This window comes from Avibacterium paragallinarum (genome assembly GCF_011765605.1).
In the GTDB taxonomy this organism is placed as follows: Bacteria; Pseudomonadota; Gammaproteobacteria; order Enterobacterales; family Pasteurellaceae; genus Avibacterium; species Avibacterium paragallinarum.
This window is the reverse complement of sequence record NZ_CP050316.1, coordinates 1,571,789-1,589,598: the sequence shown is the minus strand read 5'-3', so window position 1 is coordinate 1,589,598 and position 17,810 is coordinate 1,571,789. Positions and strand designations below refer to the sequence as shown.

Annotated in this window: 17 protein-coding genes and 3 tRNA genes; 16 read left to right on the top strand and 4 right to left on the bottom strand. The window is 37.6% G+C overall.

What is annotated here, in order from left to right:
• Positions 1-79 precede the first annotated feature (79 nt).
• Positions 80-1,522, bottom strand: a complete 1,443-nt coding sequence (gene gltX, locus HBL79_RS07470; RefSeq protein ID WP_035688075.1) for a glutamate--tRNA ligase — start codon at positions 1,520-1,522, stop codon at positions 80-82.
• A 169-nt stretch (positions 1,523-1,691) separates the two neighbouring features.
• Here gltX and HBL79_RS07465 point away from each other — a divergent pair.
• The 10 genes from HBL79_RS07465 to glyS all read left to right on the top strand — a co-directional run bounded on the left by HBL79_RS07465 (position 1,692) and on the right by glyS (position 8,458).
• A tRNA-Val gene (locus HBL79_RS07465) sits at positions 1,692-1,767 on the top strand.
• A gap of 39 nt (positions 1,768-1,806) precedes the next feature.
• A tRNA-Val gene (locus tag HBL79_RS07460) sits at positions 1,807-1,882 on the top strand.
• Positions 1,883-1,947: 65 nt separating this feature from the next.
• Positions 1,948-2,023, top strand: a tRNA-Val gene (locus HBL79_RS07455).
• Between the two features lie 193 nt (positions 2,024-2,216).
• Positions 2,217-3,122, top strand: a complete 906-nt coding sequence (glyQ, locus tag HBL79_RS07450; protein WP_035688078.1) for a glycine--tRNA ligase subunit alpha — start codon at positions 2,217-2,219, stop codon at positions 3,120-3,122.
• 30 nt (positions 3,123-3,152) lie between these two features.
• Positions 3,153-3,416 (top strand): hypothetical protein, encoded by a 264-nt coding sequence (locus tag HBL79_RS07445; protein WP_035688080.1) that lies wholly within the window; start codon positions 3,153-3,155, stop codon positions 3,414-3,416.
• Between the two features lie 15 nt (positions 3,417-3,431).
• Positions 3,432-4,055, top strand: coding sequence for a glutathione S-transferase N-terminal domain-containing protein (locus HBL79_RS07440; protein ID WP_035688083.1), 624 nt, complete (start codon positions 3,432-3,434; stop codon positions 4,053-4,055).
• Between the two features lie 39 nt (positions 4,056-4,094).
• Positions 4,095-5,132, top strand: a complete 1,038-nt coding sequence (locus tag HBL79_RS07435) for a PDDEXK nuclease domain-containing protein (protein ID WP_046097216.1) — start codon at positions 4,095-4,097, stop codon at positions 5,130-5,132.
• A gap of 49 nt (positions 5,133-5,181) precedes the next feature.
• A complete protein-coding gene (locus tag HBL79_RS07430; RefSeq protein WP_035688085.1) occupies positions 5,182-5,565 on the top strand; it encodes an endonuclease domain-containing protein in 384 nt (127 codons plus the stop codon).
• 198 nt (positions 5,566-5,763) lie between these two features.
• Entirely contained in the window at positions 5,764-6,369 is a 606-nt protein-coding gene (locus HBL79_RS07425; protein WP_035688088.1) for a hypothetical protein, read from the top strand.
• A 25-nt stretch (positions 6,370-6,394) separates the two neighbouring features.
• Positions 6,395-8,458 (top strand): glycine--tRNA ligase subunit beta, encoded by a 2,064-nt coding sequence (gene glyS, locus HBL79_RS07420; protein WP_035688090.1) that lies wholly within the window; start codon positions 6,395-6,397, stop codon positions 8,456-8,458.
• Positions 8,459-8,576: 118 nt separating this feature from the next.
• Here the strand turns inward: glyS and HBL79_RS07415 are convergent, their stop codons facing one another.
• Positions 8,577-9,005 carry an RrF2 family transcriptional regulator gene (locus tag HBL79_RS07415; protein WP_017806833.1) on the bottom strand — a complete coding sequence of 143 codons (429 nt, stop codon included), beginning with the start codon at positions 9,003-9,005 and terminating at the stop codon, positions 8,577-8,579.
• Positions 9,006-9,143: 138 nt separating this feature from the next.
• On the opposite strand from HBL79_RS07415, the gene hmpA reads away from it, so the two are divergent.
• Positions 9,144-10,343, top strand: a complete 1,200-nt coding sequence (hmpA, locus tag HBL79_RS07410) for an NO-inducible flavohemoprotein (RefSeq protein WP_035688092.1) — start codon at positions 9,144-9,146, stop codon at positions 10,341-10,343.
• Between the two features lie 243 nt (positions 10,344-10,586).
• Here the strand turns inward: hmpA and HBL79_RS07405 are convergent, their stop codons facing one another.
• Positions 10,587-11,240 carry an IS1595 family transposase gene (locus HBL79_RS07405; protein WP_035688094.1) on the bottom strand — a complete coding sequence of 218 codons (654 nt, stop codon included), beginning with the start codon at positions 11,238-11,240 and terminating at the stop codon, positions 10,587-10,589.
• Between the two features lie 266 nt (positions 11,241-11,506).
• Positions 11,507-14,056, bottom strand: coding sequence for a penicillin-binding protein 1A (locus tag HBL79_RS07400; protein ID WP_035688097.1), 2,550 nt, complete (start codon positions 14,054-14,056; stop codon positions 11,507-11,509).
• 158 nt (positions 14,057-14,214) lie between these two features.
• On the opposite strand from HBL79_RS07400, the gene HBL79_RS07395 reads away from it, so the two are divergent.
• The 5 genes from HBL79_RS07395 to HBL79_RS07375 are packed head-to-tail and all read left to right on the top strand — an operon-like array spanning position 14,215 to position 17,728.
• Positions 14,215-14,982 (top strand): type IV pilus biogenesis protein PilM, encoded by a 768-nt coding sequence (locus HBL79_RS07395; protein ID WP_035688099.1) that lies wholly within the window; start codon positions 14,215-14,217, stop codon positions 14,980-14,982.
• Positions 14,983-15,011: 29 nt separating this feature from the next.
• Positions 15,012-15,524, top strand: a complete 513-nt coding sequence (locus tag HBL79_RS07390; protein ID WP_046097217.1) for a PilN domain-containing protein — start codon at positions 15,012-15,014, stop codon at positions 15,522-15,524.
• Positions 15,517-16,038: a hypothetical protein gene (locus tag HBL79_RS07385; RefSeq protein ID WP_124994794.1), complete on the top strand. Its 522-nt coding sequence runs from the start codon at positions 15,517-15,519 to the stop codon at positions 16,036-16,038. Before HBL79_RS07390 ends, HBL79_RS07385 begins: the two co-directional genes overlap by 8 nt.
• Positions 16,038-16,397: a hypothetical protein gene (locus HBL79_RS07380; RefSeq protein WP_017806828.1), complete on the top strand. Its 360-nt coding sequence runs from the start codon at positions 16,038-16,040 to the stop codon at positions 16,395-16,397. Before HBL79_RS07385 ends, HBL79_RS07380 begins: the two co-directional genes overlap by 1 nt.
• An 8-nt stretch (positions 16,398-16,405) precedes the next feature.
• Positions 16,406-17,728, top strand: coding sequence for a type IV pilus secretin PilQ (locus HBL79_RS07375; RefSeq protein WP_035688106.1), 1,323 nt, complete (start codon positions 16,406-16,408; stop codon positions 17,726-17,728).
• Positions 17,729-17,810: the final 82 nt, after the last annotated feature.

Genomic DNA, 17,810 nt, shown 5'->3' with positions numbered 1-17,810 from the left:
TAAATATGGCATTTATGATAATAATCTGAATGAATGCTGTCAATATTAAATTCACAACATTCATTCACTAGCTTAAATATTAAGCGGCTTGCGATTTAATAAACGCAATGGCTTTTTGAATGCGTGCTAAAGTGCGTTTGCGTCCAATGCCGACAAGGGTTACGTCCATTGAGGGGGATTGTCCAGAGCCAGTTACCGCAACTCGCAATGGCATTCCCACTTTCCCCATTCCTACGCCAAGTTCTTCGGCGGCTTGTTCAATAGCTTGGTGGATGGGTTCTGCTGTCCATTGAGAAAGTGCGGTCAGTTTTTCATACACTTTTTCTAAGGCTTCTACGGCGGTAGATTTGAAATGTTTTTTCACCGCACTTTCTTCAAAATGCTCAACGTCTTCAAAGAAGTAGCGGCTGGAGGCTGCCATTTCTTTGAGGGTTTTGCAACGTTCTCTTAGCATCACCACAATATCCGTTAATGGTGGGCCGTTGTGCGTATCAATGCCTTGATGTTGATAGTGCCATTTTAGATGCTCCGCGACATATTCTGGCGGGAGTTCACGGATATAATGATGGTTGAGCCATAATAATTTTTCCGTGTTGAACGCACTTGCGGATTTACTCACTTGGGTGAGCTCAAAGAGTTTGATCATTTCTTCGACGGAGAAAATTTCTTGGTCGCCGTGTCCCCAGCCTAGACGTACTAAATAATTTAGCAAGGCTTCAGGCAAGAAACCGTCGTCGCGATATTGCATTACACTCACCGCACCGTGGCGTTTAGAGAGTTTTTGCCCATCATCACCTAAGATCATCGAAACGTGAGCGTAGGTTGGAATAGGGGCATTTAACGCTTTGAGAATATTAATTTGGCGTGGTGTGTTATTGATGTGATCTTCACCACGCACAACGTGGGTGATGCCCATATCCCAGTCATCAATCACCACGCAGAAATTGTAGGTTGGCGACCCATCTGTACGGCGAATGATTAAATCATCAAGCTCGCTGTTGCTGATCTCAATGCGTCCACGTACCGCATCATCAAAAATCACCGATCCTTCTTTAGGATTTTTAAAACGCACAACGTGTGGGGCATTCGGATCTTCTGGCTGATGATGTAAACAATAGCCATCATAACGCGGTTTTTCTTTGTTTTTTTCTTGTTCGTTGCGTAAGTTTTCTAAACGTTCTTTACTGCAATAACAACGGTAAGCTAAGCCTTGCTCAAGCATTTGATCGATAACTTGATTGTAGCGATCAAAACGTTTGGTTTGGTAATAAGGCCCGTGTTCCCAAGCTAAATTCAGCCATTCCATTCCTTCCAAAATGGCTTGAGTGGCTTCTGGGGTTGAACGTTCTAAATCTGTATCTTCAATGCGTAAAACAAATTCTCCTTGGTTATGTTTAGCAAATAACCAAGAATACAGGGCGGTTCTCGCACCGCCAACGTGTAAATAGCCTGTTGGGCTTGGTGCAAAACGCGTGCGGACTTTTACCGCAGGATCTAAATTAAATAAGGGTTCAGCTTTCATTTTATAACCTTTGTGCATAATAAAAGTAAATCGGCGATATTGTACTATGAGTTGAGCAAATTCACGATAAAAAACGTAAGTTATGCCTATTTTTAAGGCACTTAAACCAAAAAGACGAAAAATGTATTGACTGTCTGCGAGGAATATTTATAATGCCACCCACAACGCAGGGCGATTAGCTCAGTTGGGAGAGCACCTCCCTTACAAGGAGGGGGTCACTGGTTCGAGACCGGTATCGCCCACCACTTTTTTAAGGACTTGCGTTGTAATGCTTAAACTAACGTGGGCGATTAGCTCAGTTGGGAGAGCACCTCCCTTACAAGGAGGGGGTCACTGGTTCGAGACCGGTATCGCCCACCACGCTTAGTTTAAGTTCCCATTTAACTTTTTAAGTTAAAACCGATGGCTAGAAATAGCATTCTATCGGGCGATTAGCTCAGTTGGGAGAGCACCTCCCTTACAAGGAGGGGGTCACTGGTTCGAGACCGGTATCGCCCACCACTATTATAACAAAATCACCTTTTAGGTTATATCAAACGTTCGAGTAGCTTTCAGTAGGCTATACATAGAGTATTTGAATTTATTTTACAGTAACCTGATTTATCAAACTATATTCCATTCGGAACTAGGATAATTTCCCATAATCCAGTACAATACCCCCATTTCATTCACCTAATTTAACGAAAATCTAGCTATGAATACAAAATTTAACGTGAAAACCTTTCAAGGAATGATCCTTGCTTTACAAGATTATTGGGCGAATCAAGGTTGTTGTATTGTTCAGCCTTTTGATATGGAAGTGGGGGCGGGAACCTCTCACCCAATGACGGCTTTGCGTGCTATCGGGCCTGAGCCAATGGCATTTGCCTATGTGCAGCCATCACGCCGCCCAACCGATGGTCGCTATGGCGAAAACCCAAATCGCTTGCAACATTATTACCAATTCCAAGTGGTGATTAAACCTTCCCCAGACAACATTCAAGAGCTTTATCTTGGCTCGCTCAAAATGCTTGGCTTTGACCCAACCCAACACGATATTCGTTTCGTGGAAGATAACTGGGAAAACCCAACGCTAGGCGCGTGGGGCTTAGGTTGGGAAGTGTGGCTAAATGGTATGGAAGTTACGCAGTTCACTTATTTCCAACAAGTGGGCGGCTTAGAATGTAAACCTGTTACAGGCGAAGTCACTTACGGCTTGGAACGCTTGGCGATGTATATTCAAGGTGTGGATAGTGTGTATGATTTAGTGTGGTCAGACGGCCCACTTGGCAAAACCACCTATGGCGACGTTTTCCACCAAAATGAAGTGGAACAATCCACCTATAATTTTGAATACGCCGATATTGATTTTCTCTTCAAAGCCTTTGAACAATATGAAAAAGAAGCGCAAGAGCTATTAGCCCTAGAAAAACCATTGCCATTGCCAGCCTACGAACGCATTTTAAAAGCCGCACACAGCTTTAACTTGCTCGATGCACGCAAAGCCATTTCTGTAACCGAACGCCAACGCTACATTCTGCGTATCCGTGCGTTAACCAAAGGTGTCGCAGAAGCCTATTACGCCAGCCGTGAAGCTTTAGGGTTTCCGGGGTGTAAATAAAAGTGCGGTCAATTTTTGAGGTGTTTTTTTATGGATAAACCGATTTTATTTTTCGTAGAAACCTGTCCTGACACCGCCCCTTTTGTGGCAGAGTTGAAACGATTAAATGTGGATTACGAATCAGTAGAAATTCTGTCTTCATTAGCCAATTTTAAACAATTTCTGCGTTTGCGTGATAAGTCAGCGGTGTTTGATAACGCTAAAGCAAATGGCTATGCGGGTATCCCCGCGTTATTATTGCCAAATGAGCAAGTGATCCTAAATGTCGATCAACTCAAAGATATTTTAGGCTAACATTAAGGTGGAAAAATGAAACTCTGGCATTCTAATACAAGCCCCTATGTTCGCAAGGTGATGGCGGTGATCAAGTATCATCAACTTGATGATCAAATACAATTACAGACAATCCAATCGTCTTTTGATCCTCATTCGCCACATAACCAAGACAACCCGCTAGGTCGTGTTCCCACGTTACAACTGGATAATGGCGAATGGCTATATAACAGCCACATTATTTGTGAATATCTCGATCATTTGGGTTCACAAAATCAGCCAGAGCGTCATTTATTGCCACGCAATAGCCAGCGTTGGAAAGTGTTGCAACTGCACGCCTTAACGGACGGCATTATGGAAAATACGTTGCCAATCATTTCGGAACGTTTACTTCGCCCTGAAAATGAATGGTGGACGGCTCGTCATCAGCAATTAACAGAACGTAATCTTCGTAGTTTTCAAGAATTGGAACGTTATCTTGTCCAATTTGGTGATGAATTCAATTTAGGCACGATCGCAGCAGTTTGCTTGATTGATTGGTATGTTTTACGCGGCGAAAAGCTCGGTGTAAACCTTAATGAAATTGCACCGCACTTAGTGCAATGGGCTGCAAAGATGAATGAAAAATACACCGAATTAAGGGAAACACAGCCGAAGTAGGGCTATTTGAAAGTGCGGTAGGTTTTGCAGAGGTTTTAGATGACGACAAAAAAGCCACTTGTGAGAAGCGAACAGCAATTAGTTGGTGAAATTAGCCAACTTATTCAAGCCAGTAAACAACGTGTTGCGGTAACCGTTAATGCGGAACTTACCTTGCTTTATTGGCATATTGGACAGCGAATTAACCAGCATATTCTCAATAATGAACGGGCGGAATATGGCAAAGAAGTGGTTAAGAATTTGTCTAAAAGCCTAACAGAGCAATTTGGGAAGGGCTGGGGACGTTCTCACCTTAATTATTGTGTGAAGTTTGCGGAAACATTTAGTGATTTAGAGATTATCCACGCACTGCGTGGAAAATTGAGTTGGACGCATTTTAAAGCGTTAATTTATATTGATGATCCACTCAAACGAGATTTCTATGCCACAATGGCGGCACAAGAGCGTTGGAGTACAAGAACACTAGAAGAGCGTATTGGCTCATTGCTGTTTGAACGCACTGCAATCTCGAAAAAGCCTGATGAAACCATTAGCCAAGAATTAACGTTATTGCGAGAAAAGGGCGAATATAATCAATCAATGATCTTAAAAGATCCTTATATTTTGGATTTTTTAGAACTTAATGATCGTTATTTAGAAAAAGATCTTGAAGATGCAATTTTAAGAGAAGTTGAACAATTTCTTTTAGAATTAGGAGCGGGTTTCACTTTTATTGCTCGGCAGAAACGAATTCAAATTGATAATGATGATTTTTATATTGATTTGCTATTTTACAATCGTAAATTAAAACGTTTAATCGCCATTGAATTAAAAACCGAAGCATTTAAACATTCCCACAAAAGCCAAATGGAACTTTATTTGGCGTGGCTTGCGAAATATGAGCAAGAAGAAGGGGAAAATCCACCCTTAGGTATTATTTTATGTACTTCTAAAAAGCAAGAGCAAGTTGAATTATTAGATTTAAACCATTCAGATATTCATATCGCTGAATATATGACGGTGTTACCGAGTAAAGAAATATTAGAGCAGCGATTGCATTTGGCGGTATCACGAGCGAAAGAACGGCTTGCTAAATAATATATTGTTAGCTAATAGAATATTTTTGAAATAGTAGATTTTAGTTAGAATGCAGCCTTACTCTAAGAATTTAAAGGAACTTTCACAGAAATTACGTTCAAATCAGACTGATGCTGAACGTAAATTATGGCAACGGATTAATCGAGATCAGTTATTAGGCTTTCGCTTTAATCGTCAAAAGCCGTTGCTGAATTATATCGTAGATTTTTATTGTGCAAAGGCAAAGCTGATTATCGAACTAGATGGTTCTCATCATTATGAGGCTGAGCATCAAGAAAAAGATCGATTAAGAGATGATGAGTTAAGATCTCTAGGTTTTACAGTGATGAGGTTTAGCAATGACGAGATTTATTATGAGATTGAGGCTGTTGTAGAACAGATCTATTTATTTTTAGAACAAGTACAAATCTCTCTTAGTGGTGCTGAGGATTGACAAATCTCCCCTAGCCCCTCTTTACTAAAGAGGGGGACTGGTTAGTTAGAATAACAAAAATGGAACTTGTAATATACAGTACCCAAAATACAGAATGGTTCACAAAGCGTTTTTACTAAAGGATAATTCCCCTCTTTAGTAAAGAGGGGCTAGGGGAGATTTGTCCAACAGTAGATATATTTAAAAAGAGAACATAAAATGATAAGAAATGAAAGATTACAATTTAAACCTTTAAAAAAATTATGGTCTGTAATTTTTATTCTCTGCTTTTTTAGCATAGGGTGTTCAAGTCATAGTTCATCAATTAGAAAAGAGATTACGCATGCAAAATTTACTGATAATTGTGTTGTAATAGAAATAGGCAATGAATCATATGAGTTACAAGCGAGCAGTCATACAATACAAAAGTTTAAAGATTTTTATCGTGATTATTCTTCTAAAATTACAAAACAATCATTAAATTTAACCATATTAACTAACAGAAAAACTGATTTTACATACTCATTTTTTATTGAGGCTAATCGGTTAGATAAAAAGACTAAGTCAAAACTCGAATCCTTATACCAAGCCAAGCTTTACAAAGATAAATATATAATGGTAAGTTTTATTGCAAATGCCAAATCATATTACTATGGTAAAGAGAAAGAAAATATATCTGTGAATAAGTATAAATTAGAGAATCCAATTCCTATTTTAATCACTGAAAACACTCCATTTGTAGAAACAGGCGGAGGTCAAGCTTTATTATTGTTAACGATGCCTGTTTGGGTTCCATTTATGATTTTATTTGGGTTAAAAGTTTAGAAATTAGATTAAAGAGAAAACCAAAATGACAAAAACCTTCCTCGCCGAGATCGGCACTGAAGAGCTACCACCGAAGGCTCTGAAAAAATTAGCGGTGGCATTTAAAGACAACGTAGAGCAAGAGCTCACTCAAGCGAGTTTGGCGTTTGATGCGGTTGAATGGTTTGCTAGCCCTCGCCGTTTGGCGGTGAAAGTATTGGGGGTGGCGGAAGCACAACCGAGTAAAGAAGTGGAAAAACGTGGACCTGCGGTTGCGGCAGCGTTTGACGCGGAGGGCAAGCCAACCAAAGCGGCAGAGGGCTGGGCGAGAGGCTGTGGTATCAGCGTGGATCAAGCGGAGCGTTTGGTAACGGACAAAGGCGAATGGCTGATTCATCGTGCTGTGATTGAGGGGCAACCGACCAAAAATCTTCTGCTAGGTATTATCAGCAATGCCCTTGCGAAATTGCCAATTCCAAAAACAATGCGTTGGGGCGATAAAAGCGAGCAATTTGTGCGCCCTGTGCATACCGTAACCCTATTATTTGGTGATGAGCTGATCGAGGGTGAAATTCTTGGCGTAGCCAGTGGTAAAACTATTCGTGGACACCGTTTCTTAGGTGAACAAGAATTCAACATTGATAATGCCGATCAATATCCTGAGATTTTGGAGCAAAAAGGCAGCGTGATTGCCGATTTTGAACGCCGTAAAGCGATTATTTTGGAAAATTCTCAACAAAAAGCCACCGCACTTGGTGGTGTGGCAGATATTGAGGAAAGCCTGCTTGATGAAGTTACCGCCTTGGTGGAGTTTCCAAATGTGCTAACGGCGAAGTTTGAAGAGCGTTTCCTTGCTGTGCCTGCGGAAGCCTTGGTTTACACAATGAAAGGCGATCAAAAATATTTCCCGATTTACGATAAAAACGGAAAATTATTACCGCACTTTATTTTCGTGTCGAACATCAACCCGCAAGATCCCACGGCGATTATTGAAGGAAATGAAAAAGTGGTGCGTCCACGTTTAACGGACGCGGAGTTCTTCTTCAAAACCGATTTAAAACAACGTTTGGAAGATAACCTACCACGTTTAAAAACCGTCTTGTTCCAACAACAGCTTGGTACCTTGTTTGATAAAACGAAACGCATTGAAAAACTCAGTGGCGAAATTGCCGCCCAAATTGGGGCGGACGTGGCGAAAGCAGAGCGTGCAGGCTTGTTATCAAAATGTGATTTAATGACCAATATGGTGTTTGAATTCACTGATACGCAAGGCGTGATGGGTATGCACTATGCACGCCACGATGGGGAAGATGAAGAAGTGGCAGTGGCGTTGAATGAGCAATATATGCCGCGTTTTGCCGGTGATGAGTTACCACATTCTCTTGTGGCTTGTGCAGTGGCATTGGCGGATAAATTAGACACCTTGACAGGGATTTTTGGCATTGGCCAGCACCCGAAAGGGGATAAAGATCCGTTCGCCTTACGCCGTGCCGCATTGGGTGTGTTGCGTATCATCGTAGAGAAAAAATTACCGCTCGATTTAACGGATTTAGTGAAAAAATCCACCGCACTTTTTGGCGATAAATTAACGAACAGCAATGTGGTTGATTATGTGGTGGACTTTATGCTTGGCCGCTTCCGTGCGTGGTATCAAGAAGAAGGCATTGCGGTAGATGTCATTCAAGCGGTGCTGGCTCGCCGCCCTACTCGCCCAGCTGATTTTGATGCGCGTGTGCGTGCGGTGGCACATTTCCGCACCCTTGACGCGGCAGAAGCCTTAGCGGCCGCGAATAAACGTGTAAGCAATATTTTAGCCAAAGCAGAAGGTGAGATTGGCGAGATCCATTTAGATCGTTGTGTCGAGCCTGAAGAAAAAGCCTTGGCGGAAAGTGTACTAGCGCTACAAAGCGAAGTACAACCGTTGATTGCCAAAGGGGACTATGTGGCAGTGTTGGATAAACTCGCCAACTTACGTCAACCGGTGGATAATTTCTTTGAGAAAGTGATGGTAAACGCGGAAGATCCACAACTTCGCCAAAACCGCTTAGCGATTTTTAAAACTTTACAAGGATTATTCTTGCAAGTGGCGGATATTTCCTTATTGCAATAGTTTCTCTTTTTAAGCCTAGCCCCGTTCTGCAAAGTGCGGGGCTTTTTTTGTAAATTTTTCTGAAAAAAGCACCGCACTTTAAATAAGCTAGACACAAGATTTTCGCTACTTATTGAAATTACAGATAAGAAATAAAATTAATCCTGTCTTGTGAATGATTGCTAATGACTTTTCGCAATGGGTATTGGTTAAGATTTTGGTAAAACTGCTCGAGGGCATTGTCCAACAAATGCTTTAATTGGCATTGTGGTTGTAATCCACATTTAGGAGAAACGCAGTTTACCAACGGCTCATTGCCTTGAAAGGTGCGTAGCATCTCGCCTAAAGGCAAATCTAATGTGCTTTCCGCCAAACGAATACCGCCGCCTTTGCCACGACTGGTAATCAGCCATTGTTGTTTCGCCATAAAATGGACGATTTTGACCAGATGATTTTGTGAAAGGTGAAGCTGCTTGGCAAGGCTCGCGATTGTGTGCGTGCATTCCTGCTGACGCGCAAGATAGATCAGCACACGAAAACCATAATCAGTAAATTTATTAATTTGCATTGCAACTCCTTGGGTGGTGTATTGTAGTCTATTTCACCACTTCTCGCTAGATTATGGATTATTGATAAATTATTGCTTGCCAGCCTAGTATTAAAAGTGTATTTTAAATACATCTTTAATAAACTAAAAGGACTTTCTATGTCATTAACAGCAAATCAAATTGAATTAGTGAAAGCCACAGTGCCAGTGCTACGCGAAAACGGTGTTGTGCTCACTTCTTATTTTTATAACAGAATGCTCACCAATCACCCTGAATTAAAACAAGTGTTTAACCTTGGACACCAACGCAGCGGTGCGCAAGCGCGTTCTTTAGCGAATGCGGTATTAGCTTATGCGGAAAATATTGAAAATCCAGCCGTGCTATTGCCAGCCGTTGAATTAATGGCGCATAAACACGTCAGTCTTGATATTCAAGCCCCTGATTATGCCATTGTGGGCAACAACTTACTTCATTCGATTAGTGAAGTATTGCAAATTTCAATGGACGATCCATTAATTGAAGCCTGGACCGCCGCCTACAATCAATTAGCGGATATTTTGATTAGCACAGAAAAAGCCATTTATGACGAACATCAGCAAACTAAAGGTAGCTGGTTAGGCTGGCGTAAATTCAAAATTGCTAAGAAAGTGGAAGAAAGCAGTGAAATTACCTCTTTCTATTTGCAGCCTGTTGATGGCGGTGATTTGCCAACTTATAAAGCAGGGCAATATATCTCGGTGCGTGTTTTCGTTCCAGAATTAGGCTTAAAACAGCCGCGTCAATATACCCTTTCTGATAATCCAAAATCAGACTATTTACGCATTTCAGTTAAACGTGAAGATCCAAAAGGTGAGCTAGCAGGCGGCTGGGTTTCTACCACCTTGCACGGGTTAAATGAGGGTGATGAAATTGAAGCCACTGCGCCAACAGGCAACTTCTTCTTAATTGATAGCCAAAAACCAAATGTGTTTATCAGTGGTGGCGTGGGCTTAACTCCTATGATTGCAATGCTTAACCAGTTAGTAGAACAAAATGTGCCTTCGCCTGTGAGCTTTATCCACGCTTGTCGTAATGCCGATGTACACGCAATGAAAGCGCACGTTGATGGGGTAAAAGCGCAATATCCAAATGTTAGCACCTTTACCGTTTATGAAGTGGAAGATGTGCAAGCAGATGCCACAGGGCGTTTAGATTTAAGCCAAATTCCAACCGCACTTTTACCGAAAGACGCGGATTACTACCTATGTGGCCCAATGGCATTTATGCAAGCACAGTATAAATCTTTAGTAGATTTAGGTGTGCCAGCAGAGCAGATCCATCTTGAGGCATTTAATACAGGTGGCGTTAAATTGGATTAATGCTTTCGCGCTAATATAAGAAAACAGGGTGGAATGGAATATTCAGCCCTGTTTTTAGTGAAACGTTAAGCCTGTTAGGTATGGCTTTAAAAAGTTTAACTCAACGAGAGAAAATTCTCACTATATATAGTAAATGCCATTGATAACCCAAATTCAAAATATGAAAAGCAAGTTATGGTAAGCAAATTCAATAATGATAGAAGCTTACCACATAATAAATGAAGGGGCTGTAGTAGATTAGCCCTAAATTTCACACCATTTTCGCAATATTTTTAACTGCTCTTTTGGTGTCCCAAAGTTAAACCGAAATTCACATTCCTTCAAGAATAAAGGAAAGTTTTTTCGGTTAATTCCATTATATTTTCGCAGTATCCGCTTCGCCTGATTCCAAAAATTTTCAATGCCATTAATATGATTTTGTTTCACCGCAAATAGCTCGGAATGATTGATTCGTTCGTGGTGAAATTCACTCACATCAAGCGCATCATAACTGCGATAAGTGTCCGTATAAACCCAGCTATCAGGCTTGATTTTTCTTTTAATAACAGGGAGTAATGTTTCACTCTTGGTGTTTTCAACCACAACAGTAAATACCTTTCCTTGTCGTTTTAGTAATCCAAAAACAGCAACTTTTCCAGCCGCTCCTCGTCCTCGTTTTCCCTTTCGATGACCACCAAAATAGCTTTCGTCTAGTTCAATTTCCCCCTCAAAAATCTCGTTAACTTCAAGGGATAAATGATAGCCAATCACAAGCCTGATTTTATGGTAGAACAAAGCGGCTGTATTCGGTTGAATATCTAGCAAATTTGCTGCCGTTCTTGCAGTAATTTCTGCGATAAAAAACTCCAGCAGTTTTTTCTGTATAGATTTCTTTAATTTACAATATGTTATCTTCATTTTTGTAGTATAGCATTGTTGCTAATCTACTACAGCTCCAAGATATATTATTGCCTTCTGAATATGCTTATCAAACTATAAATTCATTTAAAGATTTTTTTACTGGCGTGCAAAGAGATAAACGGAAGAGTTTGATTAGTAGAATTGTTAAATTTATTTTGAAGCACTAATTTTTTATTAGCGGTTTTTTACTGTTTATTTTAAAAGCTAAGATATTGTTTTTATATCTTAGCTTTTTATTATAAAGAGTTATTAGTTATGTTTAATTAAAATAACTCTTGAGGTGCCGAAGTATCGATGTTTTGACTTTCTGGCGAGGAGAGTTCTGCTGGAATATAGTATCCTCTTTCTTCTATATAGGTTTTCTTTGGTTCGGTGTCTTTGATGAAATACTCTTTTTTCCCTCCTTCTTTTGCTAGGAGACCTGAAGAGGTATCTATGTTCCTTTCTACAATATTTGGAGGAATAGGTAAGTTTCGTATAGGAATATTTTGTAATGCAATTTTCATATAATTAATCCAAGCTGGCATTGCTGTTTGTGCTCCTGCTTCTCCTCTCCCTAGATCTCGTTTATTATCATCAAATCCCACATAGATAGTTGTTGTTATATTGGCTCCAAAACCGGCATACCAAGCGACTTTAGCATTATTAGTTGTACCAGTTTTCCCACCAATATCTTGTCGTTTAATCTGTTGTGCCATTCTCCAGCTTGTTCCTTGCCAATTTAAACCAGGTTCTCCATAAATTGCCGTATTTAATGCACTACGGATTAAAAAGGCAAGTTCACCACTAATTATTCTAGGAGCATATTGTGTTTGCGTGTTGTCTGTTTTAGCTTCGGCCCTAAAATCTAGGGTATCCTCATCGAGTATTTGCGATTTAAGATCTAATTCAGGAATGAGATCTGTTTGCTCGTTGAGTTCTTCTGTACTAGATGAATAGTCTGGGTTAACTAACTCGATATTTTTAAAGCCATCTAGTTTTTCAGTTTCACCATAAATTGTTGGGATATCATCACAGCTTATACAAGCTATTTTAGGAGAAGCTATAAATATTTCCTTTCCTGAATTATCCAGTATTTTTTCAATTAAATAAGGATTGATTAAAAAGCCTCCGTTGTCAAATACTGCATAAGCTCTTGCCATTTCAAGAGGCGTGAATGAAGCTGCTCCTAAGGCTAATGCCTCACTAGCAAAATATTGATCGCGTTTAAAGCCAAAACGTTGCAGAAAGTCTGCTGTAAAATCGATCCCAGCCATTTGAATGGCTCGAATTGCAATCATATTTTTTGATAGACCTAGCCCTACGCGTAAACGCATAGGACCATCAAATTTATTTGGCGAATTTTTGGGAGTCCAAGGCTTTTGTCCCGCTTTTTGAATAATTATGGGAGCATCTGGTAATACACTAGATAATGTTAATCCTTTTTCAAGTGCTGCGGCATAAATAAAAGGTTTAATGGAGGAACCAACCTGTACAAGTGATTGTGTTGCTCTATTAAATTTACTTAGCTCAAAACTGAATCCTCCAACAATCGCTTTAATTGCACCATTATCGCTATTTAATGACACTAATGCCGAATTTGCTTCAGGAATTTGTGACAGTACCCATTTCCCATTGTCGTCTTGTCGTAGCCAAATTTGTTCTCCTACAGTAGGTTGTTTTTTTCCTGCCCAACGTACTGATGAGGATGGAAGCATATAGTTATGCCCGTTACTTAATAGCACTTTTATTTCGGCTTTATTTTTTTCTATGACTACGGCAGGTACTAAAGGCGAAACATCTGGTAGTTTTTTTAACTCATCAATGATTTTTTCATTATTCCAAGGATCAGAGTTAGGCTCCCATAATGTTGTTCCACCACGATAGCCGTGTCTCATATCATAAGTAAGTAGATTATTCCTTAGTGCTTTTTGTGCAGCTTCTTGGTCAGTAGAAAGTATAGTTGTATAAACTTTATATCCACTAGTATAAGCATTTTCTTCTCCAAAACGTTTAACCATTTCTTGGCGAACCATTTCGGTAACATAATCTGCTCTAAAATCTAACTGTGTTCCGTGATATTGGGCAATAATAGGTTCTTTTAGAGCTTGCTCATATTCTTCTGGACTAATATATTTCATTTCTAACATTCTATTTAGTACGATATTACGTCTTGCCGTAGCTCGTTTTAAAGAATAAATAGGATTCATTGTTGATGGAGCTTTAGGGAGTCCCGCAATTACAGCGATTTCTGATAATGTAAGTTGGTCAAGAGGTTTTCCAAAGTATGTCTTAGCGGCAGCTGCGACTCCATAAGCACGGTAGCCTAAATAGATTTTATTTAAATATAGCTCTAATATTTCATTTTTACTCAAGGTGTTCTCAATTTCTATCGCTAGGATAGCTTCCTTGGCTTTACGGATGAGGCTTTTTTCTGGTGTTAGGAAAAAGTTTTTTGCAAGTTGCTGGGTAATTGTACTTGCACCTTGAGAGGCTCCTCCTTTTGTGATTGCAATAGTAATCGCACGCATTATTCCAATAGGATCTAATCCGTGATGTTCATAAAAGCGACTATCTTCTGTTGCAATAACGGCCTCAATCAGTTTTGAAGGGATTTGATTCAGCGGTACTGGAATTCGTCTTTGTTCTCCAATTTCTCCAATAAGTTTTCCATCAGCAGTATAAATTTGCATAGGCTGTTGTAACTCTACTGTTTTTAAGGAGTTTACATCAGGTAAGTCAGATTTCAATTGAAAGTAAAAAATAGCAGCTATGGTGAAACCCAAAATACTGACAGTGAGTAGGCTACTGAAAATTAATTTTGCGATCCGCATCGAAAAATTCTCTCTTAGTTCGTGAAATGTTACATAAAATCAGAAAAACTTAAAACTCAAGGAGTTTAGGTTTGTACTTCCTTAATGTGTAAGTATAAAGAGTCATTAAAAAAATCTAAAGCTAAATATATCGAGAAAACGGAAGATTAGGAAAAATAATGTTAAAAAGAAAAATTTCTTGTAAGAAACAGCTGCAAATTGGTATCTGGAAAGGTATCAGAACTTGTGATTTTGTCTGGTTTGATGAGGAAAATCGTCCTCGCTTTTGTGTAATTGAGAATGATATTTCGTTTGAGCGTTTGAAACCTAATTTGTTAGTTGGTGAATGTAATTATTCATTAAAAACTTTGAAATTTGTAGCATCTATTACATCGCAATATACTTGGATAAAAACATTGTTGCTTCCTCATTCTCTAACTATTTCTGAATATGAACAGCAATGCCGTTTCTTATTGTCTCAAGAATTACCTATTATTATCGATGATATTTGGTTTGATTATCAAGTAGAACAGCTAAAAGAAGGTGTTAAATTAACTGTGTATGCGGTTAAAAAAAAGATAGCCGAAGATTATCTTAAGATATATCAGCCTTTATCTATTCAAGTTTTAGATTGTATCTCAAATACTGTAATTAGAGCGTTTCATTATTTTATTGATTATAAAATAGAGAAAAAATCACTGTTTTTTTATCAAGATGAAGTCTATGTATTTATTATTAATCCTAATACAAATCAAATCCAAACTATACATAAAACAAAGATTTCACTTACCACTTTGTATGAGAAATTTTGTCAACGCTATTCATTTGATTGTGATCAAGTTTATTATTATTCTTCGTTAAATAATACACAAGAATATTCTCCAGATTGGATTAGAATAAATACAGATATTCCATTTATAGCATTAGGAAATGCATTATGGAAGTAATTATTTCTAATAATATAAAGGAGTAGATAGTGGGCGTAAATTTATTACCTTGGAGACAAAAGCAATATTATGAGAACTTAAGGAGGTTTATTTTTATTCTTATTGTTTGTTTATTATTTGAAGGGGGATTAATTATAATAACATCTGATTTATATCAAAATGAACAACATATATTACAAAATAATAATGAGAGATATCAATCTATTTTACAGGATATTCAACAGGTTAAAGAAAAAATTTCATTATTGCGTAAAGATCATAGATATCAGGATGAAGAATATGTATTAGAAAACACTGAAATTAAGAATTTTTTGTCTTTTTTACATAGCTTACCTTTAGAGCAAGGAGAGTTAACCTCAATTAATCTAACGAAGAGAAATCTCATTTTGAAAGGAGAAGTTATATCACAAGAAGAATTTATAGCTTTGCAAAAAACACTGATGAATAGTAATCTCTTTAAATATAGTAAGTTAACAAAATTTGAGCCAAAAGGTACACGAATTTTTTTTGAGTTTAATTTTAATAATAATGGATATGAATAATAAGTTTTTTGAGAATAGAAATAATTTAATAGGAAGATTTTTTAACTTGAGAAGAGGAAAGCAATATCTTATTTTATTATTTATATTATTAATACCTTTTTGTTTTATTTTTATAGAGTATCAAAAGGTATATTGGGATAATATTCAACTAAGTTTGCAAATTAAGCAGGAAGAGGAAGAATTATTTTTTCAGAAACGTATATTAAATAGCTTACAGCAAGCAACACAAAAAGCGTTTACGCCTGAAGTAACTAATAATATTTCTAAAGTTAACGAAAGTTTAGAATATCTTTTATCTAACTTGCAAGTTAAGAATAGTCAATGGAGCTTATATCAAGATCCTTACATTGATCTTCAGTTGATGGGGGATTTTACCGAATTGACAGATTTTTTGACAGAATTTTTATATGAAAATCCTCAAATGTATTTATTACACTTTATTATTTATAAGGATATTAATAAAACTCTTACAGCAGAATTTAAGTTTAAATTAATAATTGATGAGGTTAAATAATGAAAAAGCTAATTCTATTTTTATTTTTTGTTAGTTATACAGTATTCGGTCAAGATCCTTTTGATAGAACTAGACGAGGTATCAAGAGTGATACATCTACAATCAATAATAGTTATTCTTGTTCTTCCAGTCATCGTATTTTTGCAGAAAATACAGCATTTCAGCTGCTAAAATTGATTGGAGTTATTGAATTTAAAAATGAAAAAAATGTTATGTTTCTCGATCAAGAGAAAAAAATTATGATGTTAAGAGTAAATGATATTTTCACCCAAGAAAAATTACGGATTGAGGAAATATCCTTAAGTAAGGTAAAAATATTTGATTGTATTCAATCTAAGATTATGTATTTAGATGTATAGGAGAAATAATGAAGTTACCAAATATAATAAAGAATATTCTTTTATTTTTTCTTATTCTATCCTATCCATTTAGACAGGTTAATGCAAGTGACGAAAATAATACATTCTCTGTTCATTTAAAGCAGGCTCCATTAGTAGATACTGTACAATATTTAGCTGGGTATCAAAAAATCAATTTAGTCATAGATGATGAATTGTCTGGTTCAATATCTTTGCAATTGCAAAATACAACATTACTTCAATTATTAAAATCTATCGCTGAAATCAAACATTTGCGGTTTTGGGAAAATAATGGGATATATTATTTAAGTCAGTCGCAAGCAACTAATCAAGAAAATGTAGTGTTAAATTCATCAACAGAAATAGCAACATCAGCAGATATGTTAATAACTTCAATAAAGTTGCACTATGCCAAAGCATCCGAGGTAATGAAAGCCCTCACTTCAGGGAATGGCTCTTTATTAACAGCAAATGGAAGTATAAGTTTTGATGAACGCAATAATTTACTCATTATCCAAGATGAAGCTAAAAAAATAAAACAAATTAGGAAATTGGTAGCGGATATGGATAAACCCATTCAGCAAATTATTATTGAAGCTCGTATTGTCACAATTAGCGATGAAAGTTTAAAAGAATTGGGAGTCAGATGGGGAATTTTTTCTCCCTCAGATATAAGCCATAGCGTTTCTGGAAGTTTAAATGCAAATGGATTCTCAAATATTACGGATAATCTAAATATTAATTTTGCGACGAGTTCAAATCCTGCAGGTTCGGTAGCTTTGCAAGTAGCTAAAATTAATGGAAGGTTATTAGATTTAGAGTTGACAGCATTAGAAAGAGAAAATAACGTTGAAATTATTGCGAGTCCACGATTATTGACCACAAATAAGAAAAGTGCAAGTATCAAGCAAGGTACAGAAATCCCCTATGTAGTGAATAATGGAAAAAATGATACGCAGTCTATTGAATTCCGAGAAGCTGTACTTGGGCTTGAAGTTACACCTCATTTATTAAAGCATAACGGTATTTTACTTGATCTTGTTGTTAGTCAGAATGCACCTGGAGGACGAGTATCTTATGGAGAAAATGAGGTGATTTCTATTGATAAACAGGAAATTAATACGCAAGTCTTTGCACAAGACGGCGAAACGATTGTATTGGGCGGAATTTTCCACGATACGATTACTAAAGCACTTGATAAAGTACCAATTTTAGGAGACATACCTGGAATAAAAAGGCTATTTAGTAAGGAAGTCGAGAGACATCAAAAGAGGGAACTCGTTATTTTTGTTACACCACGCTTAATTCGTAGTGGTACAGTAGAGGAATGATATAGTGAGATGGATGTAGTAAGGCATTCAACAAAAGTATATTATTTTTGAATATTTTACAGAAATCTCGCAAATAAATCTC

What these genes read in the sequence shown, in the direction of transcription:
- HBL79_RS07375 (WP_035688106.1), top strand. Translation starts at nt 16,406, where the DNA reads ATGAAGTTACCAAATATAATAAAGAATATTCTTTTATTTTTTCTTATT.
- HBL79_RS07415 (WP_017806833.1), bottom strand. Translation starts at nt 9,005, where the DNA reads ATGCAAATTAATAAATTTACTGATTATGGTTTTCGTGTGCTGATCTAT.
- HBL79_RS07435 (WP_046097216.1), top strand. Translation starts at nt 4,095, where the DNA reads ATGACGACAAAAAAGCCACTTGTGAGAAGCGAACAGCAATTAGTTGGT.
- HBL79_RS07395 (WP_035688099.1), top strand. Translation starts at nt 14,215, where the DNA reads ATGTTAAAAAGAAAAATTTCTTGTAAGAAACAGCTGCAAATTGGTATC.
- HBL79_RS07445 (WP_035688080.1), top strand. Translation starts at nt 3,153, where the DNA reads ATGGATAAACCGATTTTATTTTTCGTAGAAACCTGTCCTGACACCGCC.
- HBL79_RS07380 (WP_017806828.1), top strand. Translation starts at nt 16,038, where the DNA reads ATGAAAAAGCTAATTCTATTTTTATTTTTTGTTAGTTATACAGTATTC.
- hmpA (WP_035688092.1), top strand. Translation starts at nt 9,144, where the DNA reads ATGTCATTAACAGCAAATCAAATTGAATTAGTGAAAGCCACAGTGCCA.
- HBL79_RS07430 (WP_035688085.1), top strand. Translation starts at nt 5,182, where the DNA reads ATGCAGCCTTACTCTAAGAATTTAAAGGAACTTTCACAGAAATTACGT.
- HBL79_RS07440 (WP_035688083.1), top strand. Translation starts at nt 3,432, where the DNA reads ATGAAACTCTGGCATTCTAATACAAGCCCCTATGTTCGCAAGGTGATG.
- gltX (WP_035688075.1), bottom strand. Translation starts at nt 1,522, where the DNA reads ATGAAAGCTGAACCCTTATTTAATTTAGATCCTGCGGTAAAAGTCCGC.
- HBL79_RS07385 (WP_124994794.1), top strand. Translation starts at nt 15,517, where the DNA reads ATGAATAATAAGTTTTTTGAGAATAGAAATAATTTAATAGGAAGATTT.
- HBL79_RS07400 (WP_035688097.1), bottom strand. Translation starts at nt 14,056, where the DNA reads ATGCGGATCGCAAAATTAATTTTCAGTAGCCTACTCACTGTCAGTATT.
- glyS (WP_035688090.1), top strand. Translation starts at nt 6,395, where the DNA reads ATGACAAAAACCTTCCTCGCCGAGATCGGCACTGAAGAGCTACCACCG.
- glyQ (WP_035688078.1), top strand. Translation starts at nt 2,217, where the DNA reads ATGAATACAAAATTTAACGTGAAAACCTTTCAAGGAATGATCCTTGCT.
- HBL79_RS07425 (WP_035688088.1), top strand. Translation starts at nt 5,764, where the DNA reads ATGATAAGAAATGAAAGATTACAATTTAAACCTTTAAAAAAATTATGG.
- HBL79_RS07405 (WP_035688094.1), bottom strand. Translation starts at nt 11,240, where the DNA reads ATGAAGATAACATATTGTAAATTAAAGAAATCTATACAGAAAAAACTG.